Consider the following 10219-nt stretch of genomic DNA (forward strand, 5'->3'; position numbering starts at 1 on the left):
TCCCCGAGACGAGCTCGGGGAGGAATAGTTCGCCACCCCCTTGAGCCTTTCGCCCACCCCGCCATAACAGGAGGATGCTACTCCTGGACACGCCGCTGAACCCGCTCGAACATGGCCAGCTCAAGGCGATGCGCCTGTCCGCCGCCGTCTTCTGGACCATCGCCACGCTCGTCTCGATCGGGCCGGGCTTCGGCCTCAGCACCGCACTCGACTGGTTCCCGATCTGGCTGCCCACCGCCGTCATCGCGCCGCTCGGCCTGTGGTCGGTGCTGATCGCGACCCCGGCGCGCTGGCGGCGCTGGGGCTGGGCATGGACGGGGAAGGAACTGCACGTCGCCTCGGGCTGGCTTGCCCGCCGTCACACCATCGTCCCCGCCGCGCGCGTCCAGCATATCGACGTGACGCAGGGGCCGGTCGAGCGGATGTTCGGCGTCGCCACGCTGGTGCTGCACACCGCCGGGACCGCGAACAGCCAGGTCGACCTGCCCGGCATCACGCGAGAGACGGCGGAGGAGATTCGCGACGCGATCCGCGATCAGCTGACGGTCGACCCATGGTGAGCGAGGAGGCGGAAGACCACGGACCGCGCCGCGTCCACCCGCTGACGGTCGTCATCTGGTTCCTCAAAAAGGCGCCACAGAATGTCGTCGGCCTGCCCGCGATCATCGGCGTCACCTCGGGCCGTGGCCTTGGCTGGATTGCCCTGGCGGCAGTGGGGATCGCGGCCGTCAGTCTGGTGTGGACCTGGATCAACTGGCGGCGCTTCACCTATGAAGTGACCGACAGCGAATTGGTGATCGAACGCGGCCTGCTCAACCGCACCCGCCGATCGATCCCGCTGGAGCGGATCCAGGACGTCGGCATCGAACAGGGGCCGCTGTCGCGCATCTTCGGCCTCGCCGAAGTCCGCGTCGAAACCGGCGGTGGCGACAAGGACGAAGCGGTGCTGGACAGCGTCTCCCTGTCCGAAGCCGCCCGGCTGCGCGGAGCCCTGAGAGGGGGACCCGCTCGGCCGATGGTCGGACTGGACACCGGCGAAGACGCCCCGCCGGTCGAGGACACGCTGACCGAGGTGTTCGCGATGTCACCCGGCCGGGTGCTGCTGTTGGGGCTGTTCAGCTTCTCGCTGGTCTGGATCGCCGCGTTGGCCACCGCGATCCAGTTCCTCGGCGACGCGATGGGCTTCGGCTGGGACGAGATCGCCGATCTGGCGAAGAGCGCCCAGGGCGAGGTGCAGAGCCGGTTGACCTACTCCACCGGCTTCGGCCTGTTCGGGCTGGTGCTGCTGCTGGGGGTGATCACCGGCGTGGCGCGGACAATGCTGCGCGAATGGAACTTCAAGCTGCGCGCCGGGATCGGCCGCTTCCGCCGGACAAGGGGGTTGCTGACCCGCAGCGAAGTGGTGGTAGCGATGCGCCGCATCCAGCTGGCCCTGATCCAGCGCGGGCCGTTCCGGGGCCTGCTCGGCTGGAATGCCCTGAGCGTCCAGACGCTTGGCGGCAGCAACGACCCCAGCGGCCGCCAGGTCCTCGCCCCGCTGGCCCGCGAACACGAAGTCGCCGGAATCGTCGCCAGGGCCGGCCTGCCGCCCTTCGAAAGGCTACCGCTCCGCCCCGTAGCCCCGGCCCACATCCTCCGGGCATTGGTCCTGGCGGTGCCGCTCCCCCTGCTGGTCATCGCCGCCGCACTGCTGCTCACCCCCTTCGCCTGGCTCGGTCTGATCCTGACCTTGCCCCCAGTCCTCACCGCCCTGCTGCAACGCAAATTCCACCGCTACGCCCTCCGCAACGCCAGCCTGCAGGTGATGCGCGGCGTATTGGCGCAGCGCGACTGGATCGTGCCGGTCGACAATGTTCAGGTGGTGACGATCCGCCAGGGCCTGATCCAGCGCTGGCTGGGCCTGGTCACGGTCGACGTCGACACCGCCGGGGCAAGCCTCACCAGCACCCCCGCCGTCGTCGATGTCGCCCTGGATGACGGCGCAACGCTGGCCCGCGACCTCGCCGCCGCGGTCAGTTAGCGGCGGGGCTGGGGGTAGGCGTCGGCGTCGGAGCCGGTTTGCGCCGCACCCCGCTCAGAACCTCCGGCGTCGGTGAAGAAGCCGGGGCCGGAGCGACCGCCGCAGCGGGCGTCCGGCGCATGCACTGGATCGGGCTCGGCCGTTTGAACTCGGCGCAATTCCACAGCGCCTTGCCGAACCCCTGATCCTTGTCGCGCAGATAGCTGAACGACATCGCCTCGATCTGCGCCGGGGTCAGCGCCACGCCGACCGCGGGGATCTTGGTCCGATCGGTCCAGCCGAGGAACTTGCAATAGGCCCGCTCGCCACAGGTCCGAATTGCCAGCGCGGCAAAGGCGTCGGCGCCCAGCGCCTTGTCGAGCGCGACATGGAAGCTGTCGCCGCCCGCCGCGACCGGCTTGGGAACAGCAGAGTCGGGGATCGTCTCCGGGTCCAGCATCGCCGCGGGATCAACCGTGGCGGCGAGCGCAACCTCGCCGCCACCATGGAACGGCGAGAGTGCCGCCATCTTCGCCACCACCGGCTCGGCCCCGGCATAGCCGCGGCGGAAGGCGGGCGGCGTGCCCCACCAGCCGGTCCAGCGGAAGAACAGGTGGGTATTCACCTCCGCCACCTTGTCGAGGCTGGAACTCCAATAGGGCACGACCCAGTCGGTGTGGTAATGGGTCGAATGCCCGACCTTGGCAAAGACCGATCCGGTCAGCGCCTGGCGCGCGATTGTCTGCGCCCGGCCCCAGGCGACGGGGGAGGGGGTGCGCCGCATCGCGCCGTCACAGGTGAAGGTGAACTGGCAGCCGGTGCGCCGCTCCTGCCCCTGAAACACCACGCCGCAGACCGATTTGGGGAAAGCGGGATGGCGCATCCGGTTGAGCACCACCTGTGCCACAGCGCGCTGGCCGACCGGGTCGTCGCCCGCTTCATACCAGGTCGCGGCGGCAAGGCAGTCGACCGCGCGCCCGAAATCCTCTGCGCCAGCGTCCAGGATCAGCGGGCGCGCGGCGGGGTTCGGGTCGGTGGAAAAGGGGATGGCGGCGTTGAAGGCGCGCGCGTCCTCCATCGACAGGGCGGCGAGGCGGACGGGTTCGACCTCGGGGAGCTCGGCGGCGGGGACGACGCGCTTGGGCCGCGAAATCTCGGCAAGGACCGGCGAGGCGGGCGGCGGCGGCGCGAACAGCACGGCGAGCAGCGGCAGCGCGATGGCCGACAGCGCAATCGCCGCGAGCGCGATCCACAGGCCCGGCGCAGATCGTGGCGCGGTTACCGGAACGGGAGAGGAGGTCACAGGGGGCGCGCGGTCCTTCAGCGGCAAAAGGCCAGCGGCGCTGGCCACCGCCCTTTAGCCCAAGACGCGCGCGCGGCAAACCGCGCGCTTGTCTCAGGCCGTCGAACCGCCCGGGCTCAGGGCCAGAAGCCCGTTGCCTCGCACAAATCCCACTGGTCCGCGACCTTCATCCGGCAGCTGCTGTCGATCGCGTTGCAGCGCGCATATTCGCGCTGATAGCGTTTGAAGCAGCTTTGCAGCACCTGAGCCTGCGGCGCCCCGGCCGGCTTGACCGATGTCTGGACGAGCCGCGCACTGGCGGAAGGCGCAGCAACTGCTGCGACTTTCGCCCCGGCGGCCCGCACGGCGGACGATTGTTCGCTGCCGAACACCATCGGCCACGCGAGAAAGATAGCCAGCATCACGCTGACGCAGATCATTGCATTACGCACGATTTCCCCCCGGAATCCGTGTTCCCCGACTCAGGACAGATTATCCGGTTTGGGACAGAATGCGAGTCTTTCAGGCCTCCGGAAGGAAGTCCGGAACGCTGAGATAGCGCTCACCTGTATCATAATTGAACCCGAGCACCCGCGTTCCCGCCGGAAGGTCGCCCAGCTTCTTGGCAATCGCGGCCAGAGTCGCGCCCGACGAGATGCCGATCAGCATGCCTTCCTCACGCGCTGCGCGGCGGGCAAACTCCTTGGCGTCGCCGGCATCGACCTGGATCGCGCCGTCGATGGCGTCGGTGTGCAGGTTCTTGGGCACGAAGCCCGCGCCGATCCCCTGGATCGGGTGCGGACCCGGCTGACCACCCGAAATGACCGGCGACAGCTCAGGTTCGACCGCGAAGACCTTGAGCCCCGGCCAGGTCTTCTTGAGCGTCTCGGCGACGCCGGTGATGTGGCCGCCGGTGCCGACGCCGGTGATGATCACGTCGGGCGGGCTGTCGGCAAAGTCCTTGAGGATTTCCTGCGCGGTGGTGCGGACATGGACATCGACATTGGCCGGGTTCTCGAACTGCTGCGGCATCCATGCGCCGGGGGTCGATTCGACGATCTCAAGCGCGCGCTCGATCGCGCCCTTCATGCCCCTTTCACGCGGGGTCAGGTCGAAGCTGGCGCCATAAGCGAGCATCAGGCGGCGGCGCTCGATGCTCATGCTTTCCGGCATCACCAGAATCAGCTTGTAGCCCTTCACCGCCGCGACCATCGCCAGGCCGACGCCGGTATTGCCGCTGGTCGGCTCGACGATCGTGCCGCCGGGCTTGAGGCTACCATCGGCCTCCGCCGCCTCGATCATCGCCAGCGCGATGCGGTCCTTAATCGACCCGCCGGGATTGGTGCGCTCCGACTTGATCCACACCTCGGCATCGGGGAACAGCCGGGCCACGCGGATGTGCGGGGTGTTGCCGATCGTTTCGAGGATGCTGTTCGCCTTCATGCCTTGATCTCCTCTGGCGGGGGATTGTCCAACGATGCGGGCGGATCGAAGGTCCGCGCGCGCCGCAATTCGGGGAAGATACGCGCCCATAGCGCGGTTACCAAGATGGCTGCGATGCCGCCGCCCACCGTCGCGACGACCGGACCGATCAGCGAGGCGAGAAAGCCCGAGCGCGCCTCGCCCAATTCGTTCGAGCTGGAGATGAACAGCGTCGAGACCGACCCGACCCGACCGCGCATCGCATCGGGCGTGTGCAACTGGATCAGCGAGGAGCGGACATAGACTGAGATCATGTCGAACCCGCCGAGCGCGATCAGCGCGGCGATCGAGACCAGTACTGCGGGAGCCAGCTCGCTGCCGATCATGCTCGGTCCGAACCACCGCGTCAGCAACGGCCCGGCCCAGCCGAACACGGTGGTCGCCGCGCCGAAGCCGATGACGGCCCACAGCATCTTGACCCCGACATTGGTCTTGAGCGGACGCCAGGACAGCACCACCGCCACTGCCACCGCGCCCACCGCCGGCGCCGCGCGCAGATGGCCAAGGCCGTCCGCGCCGATCATCAGCACGTCGCGAGCATAGATGGGGAGCATTGCGGTGGCTCCGCCCAGGAGCACGGCGAACATGTCGAGCGAGATCGCGCCGAGGACGAGGCGGTTGCGGCGGACATAGCGCAGCCCCTCAATCATCTGTATCAACGGGTTGCCGACGCGCGCGATGGTGCTGCGCGCCACCGGCGTGACCAGCATCATCATCAGGAGCGCAACGCCGAACAATGCGGTCGCGACCCAATAGGGGACGGCGGGACCCACGGCGTAGAGATAGCCGCCCATCGCCGGCCCGCCGATCGACCCGACCTGCCACGCCAATGCGCTGAGCGCGATCGCGGTCGGGAGCGAGGCGGCGGGGACGAGGTTGGGCGCGAGTGCCTGCTGCGCCGGACTGATGAAGGCGCGCGCGACGCCGAGCAGCGCGGCGATGCCGAACAGGGCCGGCAGGGTGATGGCATCGGTCTGCGTCAGCCAGGCGAGCGCGGCGGCGCAGCCGAGTTCGAGCGCGATCGCGCCGCGCACGATCCAGCGTCGGTCGAGCCGGTCGGCGACCCAGCCGGTGACGAGCGTGAGCGCGAGCAGCGGGAGAAACTGGACCAGCCCGACAAAGCCGAGCTGCAGCGCCGCCTCGCGGATGCCCATGGTTTCGCGGGCGATGTCATAGACTTGCCAGCCGATGACGACGACCATCGACAGACCGGCGAGCGTCGAGGCCAGCCGCGCGATCCAGTAGACGCGGTAATTATGGATCGAAAAGGGGTGCGCGGCCATGATGTCCTGTCCGCCCGCCAATCCCGATGATCGACGGGCAAACCGGCCTTAGGAGGTTGCGAACGGTTCGCGCAATGAAGTTATCGTTGCGCGAACCGTTTGCGATGGCTCGTGGAGGTCAGGCGAGCGAGACGTCGGCGACCTTGTCCTGATAGTCGGCCTTGGGATCCTTGCCGAGCAGCATCTTGAGACCGGCGAAGAGGCTGTTCTCGTTCAGCCAGATCTGGCCGTGTTCCGTGTCGAGGCGCAGCAGCTGAAGCTTGGGATCGTCCTTGCCGCCTTCATACCAGGCCGCGATGAACGGGTTCCACAGCCGGTCGATCATGGCGCGGTCGTTATCGGCGACCAAATTGCCGTGGATCGTCGCCCACAGATCATGCCCCTTGGACACGAAATGCGCCATCGCGCGGTTGCTCTCGCTCAGCGCAGCGACAAGGCTATTGTCCTTGGTGGTGAAGAACCAGATCGGGCCGCCTTGCTGGCCATCTTCACGCAGCGCGGTCATCGGCTGGGCATGGCCGTCGCGGACGCCGTCGAGACCGAGAAAAAGGGTGCTGTCGCTGTCGAGCGCGGTCCAGAATTTGTCGGCGAGTTCCTGCGGGGTCGGCATCATGCTGCTCCTGATGATTGGGATTGCAGCCGGAACGGACGACGCCGCGACGCGGTTCCGCGTGCCGGATGCTACCCCAGATCAGGCGGCGGCATGCGGCCGCGAATATAGGCCGTGCCCGGGCGCTCCATCGGAAAGCCGGTCTGGGCAAGGCGTCCGATCAGCTGACGCGCGCGATCGGCCAGGGCGGCGCGGCCAGCGCCGACCAGCGGCACATCGGCGGTGCGCAGGCCGGCACCCGACCGGATCAGCAGCCCGCGCTCGACCAAGGCATCGATATTGCGCGACGTGGTCGCATAGGGCAGCCCCAGCAGGCGCGCTGCGGCGCTGGTGCGGATCACCGGGTCGCTCGCCCCATCGGGCCCCGCGGTCGCCAGGCTGCCATGCGCCCATTCGATAGCCAGCAACAGCGCGAGTCGCGTAAAATTCTCCTCACGTTTGCCATGGCTCTCCACCGCGGCGAGGAGCAGGTCGAGCGCGATTCCGACCCCGGATCGCGGATCATAGGTGACATGGGTGGCGGTCGGCGGCAACGCAAAGCCGCTGCGGGCCAGATCGTCGATCAGCCGCACGAGCAGGTCATGGCAGCTATCGGTAAACCGCGCGATCCGCGGTTCCACGAGCGATTCGATCGAGACCGACAGGCCGGCGGCGCTGCGGTCGATCAGCCCTTCTTCGATCAACGCATTGGCATGGCGCCGCGTCGTCTCGAACGGCCGACCGATCGATGCGGACAACGCGTTGATGCTCACCGGACGTTTGCGACCGGGTGACTGATCGAACGGGCCACAGGCACGCGCCGTCGCCGTGAACAGGATCGCGCTGTTGAGGCTGCCGAATGCATCCAGCCCATGGGCCAGTGCCGACACGCTGTATTCCAGGATCTTCAGACCGAACGCAGCCCCGGATAAGGGAGCCGCCGCCGGATGCTGCTTGCCGGGCCTAGACAAGATGGCCTCGGGCCCGATCGATGCACGTAAAGGTTGCACGCAACAAAACCACCACTTCCCCCAAAGTGGAGGGATGTAGTGGCGTTCTGCGGCAGAGGCGCAACGCGCCTGCTACTCATTTTGCGCGACGGCAGCGCTGGCAGGCAGGAAATCGGCGCGGTTGCGGCTCAAAAGTCACAAGCGGCGATGCATCGTCGCTGGGCGGGCGATCATCAGCCCCTCCGGTGGATGCGACCAAATTGGAGCGATGGCGCGTCGCCGATTGTGCCCGGGGCGCGGTAGAGGCCGCGCCCCGGGGCCGAGTCAGCTATAGGCCAGTTCGCGCGCCGGCACCGGCGGCAACCGCTCGCCGAGCCCGCCGAGCGGCCCGACCACCAGTCGCCGCATCGGCTGCCAGAAGGCCGACAGGGTCAGCAGCGCCGAGCCAATGACCAACGCGGTCAGCGCCGCGCCCAGCTCCACCGCACCCGCCGTCTGCAGCAGCGCGTACATGGCGTAGAGCACGTAAGCGAGGCTGGAGACGAGCAGCGCCCGGCGATCCACCGCCAGTGCGACGGCGGCAAAGCCGACATAGAGCAGCAGCACGATCGCGGCGATGCCGGGCTGAACCGCGCCGTCGAACACGCCGAGCATCTGGAAGATCGGGTGCGCGATCATCGGCGCGGCGGCGAGGTGCAGCCAGAAGGCGACATCGGCGCGCCGCGTCTTGCGTTCGCGGTCCGACATGTCCCAGCGCATGGCGAACAGGAACATCAGCACGCCTCCGACCAGCACGATCGGCATGGCCCAGTCGTGCGCGGCCGGGAAGGCGATCATGATCAAGGCGATCAGCACCCCGATCACCGCAGCCGCCCCCGCCGCAACGGTGATCGGCACCATGAAACGCCGCCAGTGCAGCCATGCCGCTGCAGCCGTGGCAAGGCCGACGATGGCCGCGATGCCAGCAGCGACCTGACGCGCCAGCATCTCATTGTCCGGACCGATCGTGCGTTCGAGCCATTCGACATTGTCGGCCACTACGCCGACCAGGGTCGCGGCGATCCCGCCGACAAAGGCGAGCAGCAGCAGGATGCTGGGCAGCGCCATCCGGCGTACCCGCGTGAAATATTCGGCCAGCCCCCATGCCAGCGCCGCGACGGCAAGTCCGCCCAGCCACGGCTTGATCTCGCCGCCGATCCAGGCGACCGCGACGAGCATCAGTGCGGCGGCGATCGCCACGAAAATATCGTTGAACCCGGTCAGCAGCCGGAAATGCTCTTCGTCCGCGATCGGCGCGGCGCGCATCGATGCGACATGGTCGCGGAAGGCAGCGGCGGCCTCGGGGGTGATCGCCCCGGCCTCCACCGCGTTGTTGAGATCCACTTCGCTATACATGGCAGTCCCTCCTGTATCGGAGAGACTGCCACAAGTGTATTAGTGATGCAATACGGTATGCTGGCGCACATTAGGATTCCGTTAGGGCGACGAGCATAGCGTGTTCCGATGGATCGAGATCGTAACCCCAATCGGCTGCCGGCCTCCCGCCCATGGGCGCCGTCCCCGCCGCGGCATGACAATGCGACATGTTCGCACTGCGGTGCCGCATTCCGCTCCAGCGAAGGCATGGTGTCCGGCGGATTCAGCCTCTGTCGCGCCTGCGACGCGCGCGACTAACCTGTCGCGCAGCCCGCCGGACCTGCCCTAGCCCTGCAGCTTGGCCATGATCGTCATCGCCTGCTCGCCGCCCGATTTGGGCACGATTTCGCCGGTGCGATCGGTGATCTGCGCCCAGTGCGCCGCGACGCCCTCCGGGGTCATCTCGTCTCCAGCCAGTCGGACACCCTGAGTCAGCGTGACATAGGCGGCCTGGAATACGCCCGCGCCCGCACCGACAATGGCGTTGGTTGGCGCATCGTCGCTGACCAGGAACAGTGCGGCGGGGGCGACACTTTCGGGGGTGAACGCCTTGAACGCGGCTTCGGGGAAGATATCCTCGGTCATCCGCGTCCCCGCAGTCGGGGCGAGGGTGTTGACGCGGATATTGTACTTCGCGCCCTCGAGGTAGAGCGTCTTGGTCAGGCCCGCGAGGCCGAGCTTGGCCGCGCCGTAATTGGCTTGACCGAAATTGCCGTAGAGGCCGGTCGAGGACGCGGTCATCAGGATGCGGCCGTAATTTTGGTCGCGCATCGTCGCCCACACCGCCTTGGTCGCATTGGCCGATCCGTTGAGATGCACGTCGACGACGAAGCGGAAGTCCTCCGGCTCCATGTTCGCGAAGCTCTTGTCGCGCAGCACGCCGGCATTGTTGATCAGGATATGGACGCCGCCCCATTTTTCCTGAGCGCGGGCGACCATTTCCTGCATCTGGGCATAGTCGGTGACGCTTCCGCCATTGGCCATCGCCTCACCGCCGGCCGCTTCGATCTCGGCCACCACGCGCGCGGCTGCATCGGATGCCCCGCTGCCGTCGCGTGATCCGCCCAGATCGTTGACCACGACCCTCGCGCCGCGCCGGGCCAGTTCCAGCGCATAGGCGCGACCGAGGCCGCCGCCAGCGCCGGTGACGATTGCGACGCGCCCTGCAAAACTGATGCTCATTTCCCTCTCCGCATTGACGTTTCCGTCAAGCTATGC

10 protein-coding genes are annotated in these 10219 nt (G+C 67.7%); 2 read left to right on the plus strand and 8 right to left on the minus strand.

What is annotated here, in order from left to right:
* Positions 1 to 74: 74 nt before the first annotated feature.
* Together AX681_RS16210 and AX681_RS16215 are read left to right on the plus strand one after the other, a co-directional pair.
* Positions 75 to 560 carry a PH domain-containing protein gene (locus AX681_RS16210; protein ID WP_066658095.1) on the plus strand — a complete coding sequence of 162 codons (486 nt, stop codon included), beginning with the start codon at positions 75 to 77 and terminating at the stop codon, positions 558 to 560.
* Positions 557 to 2020, plus strand: coding sequence for a PH domain-containing protein (locus AX681_RS16215; protein WP_197424308.1), 1464 nt, complete (start codon positions 557 to 559; stop codon positions 2018 to 2020). The genes AX681_RS16210 and AX681_RS16215 overlap by 4 nt, the downstream gene beginning before the upstream one ends.
* Here AX681_RS16215 and AX681_RS16220 read toward each other — a convergent pair.
* The 8 genes from AX681_RS16220 to AX681_RS16255 all read right to left on the minus strand — a co-directional run bounded on the left by AX681_RS16220 (position 2013) and on the right by AX681_RS16255 (position 10183).
* Positions 2013 to 3302, minus strand: coding sequence for a cell wall hydrolase (locus AX681_RS16220; RefSeq protein ID WP_231733677.1), 1290 nt, complete (start codon positions 3300 to 3302; stop codon positions 2013 to 2015). The genes AX681_RS16215 and AX681_RS16220 overlap by 8 nt on opposite strands.
* A gap of 116 nt (positions 3303 to 3418) precedes the next feature.
* Positions 3419 to 3733 (minus strand): hypothetical protein, encoded by a 315-nt coding sequence (locus AX681_RS16225; RefSeq protein ID WP_156442638.1) that lies wholly within the window; start codon positions 3731 to 3733, stop codon positions 3419 to 3421.
* A 70-nt stretch (positions 3734 to 3803) separates the two neighbouring features.
* Positions 3804 to 4724 carry a cysteine synthase A gene (gene cysK, locus AX681_RS16230; protein WP_066658106.1) on the minus strand — a complete coding sequence of 307 codons (921 nt, stop codon included), beginning with the start codon at positions 4722 to 4724 and terminating at the stop codon, positions 3804 to 3806.
* Positions 4721 to 6046 (minus strand): MFS transporter, encoded by a 1326-nt coding sequence (locus tag AX681_RS16235; protein ID WP_066658109.1) that lies wholly within the window; start codon positions 6044 to 6046, stop codon positions 4721 to 4723. The genes cysK and AX681_RS16235 overlap by 4 nt, the downstream gene beginning before the upstream one ends.
* 118 nt (positions 6047 to 6164) lie before the next feature.
* The gene (locus AX681_RS16240) at positions 6165 to 6656 is read right to left on the minus strand and encodes a pyridoxamine 5'-phosphate oxidase family protein (protein ID WP_066658132.1); all 492 of its coding nucleotides are present in this window, start codon (positions 6654 to 6656) and stop codon (positions 6165 to 6167) included.
* A 71-nt stretch (positions 6657 to 6727) separates the two neighbouring features.
* Complete coding sequence (locus tag AX681_RS16245; RefSeq protein ID WP_066658111.1) at positions 6728 to 7525, minus strand: hypothetical protein; 798 nt, start codon at positions 7523 to 7525, stop codon at positions 6728 to 6730.
* Positions 7526 to 7909: 384 nt separating this feature from the next.
* Positions 7910 to 8980, minus strand: a complete 1071-nt coding sequence (locus AX681_RS16250) for a hypothetical protein (RefSeq protein ID WP_066658121.1) — start codon at positions 8978 to 8980, stop codon at positions 7910 to 7912.
* Between the two features lie 306 nt (positions 8981 to 9286).
* Positions 9287 to 10183, minus strand: a complete 897-nt coding sequence (locus tag AX681_RS16255; protein WP_066658124.1) for an SDR family NAD(P)-dependent oxidoreductase — start codon at positions 10181 to 10183, stop codon at positions 9287 to 9289.
* Between the last annotated feature and the right edge of the window lie 36 nt (positions 10184 to 10219).

Source organism: Sphingomonas sp. CCH9-E2 (assembly GCF_001557215.1).
Lineage (GTDB): Bacteria > Pseudomonadota > Alphaproteobacteria > Sphingomonadales > Sphingomonadaceae > Sphingomonas.

What these genes read in the sequence shown, in the direction of transcription:
- AX681_RS16210 (WP_066658095.1), top strand. Translation starts at nt 75, where the DNA reads ATGCTACTCCTGGACACGCCGCTGAACCCGCTCGAACATGGCCAGCTC.
- cysK (WP_066658106.1), bottom strand. Translation starts at nt 4,724, where the DNA reads ATGAAGGCGAACAGCATCCTCGAAACGATCGGCAACACCCCGCACATC.
- AX681_RS16235 (WP_066658109.1), bottom strand. Translation starts at nt 6,046, where the DNA reads ATGGCCGCGCACCCCTTTTCGATCCATAATTACCGCGTCTACTGGATC.
- AX681_RS16240 (WP_066658132.1), bottom strand. Translation starts at nt 6,656, where the DNA reads ATGCCGACCCCGCAGGAACTCGCCGACAAATTCTGGACCGCGCTCGAC.
- AX681_RS16250 (WP_066658121.1), bottom strand. Translation starts at nt 8,980, where the DNA reads ATGTATAGCGAAGTGGATCTCAACAACGCGGTGGAGGCCGGGGCGATC.
- AX681_RS16255 (WP_066658124.1), bottom strand. Translation starts at nt 10,183, where the DNA reads ATGAGCATCAGTTTTGCAGGGCGCGTCGCAATCGTCACCGGCGCTGGC.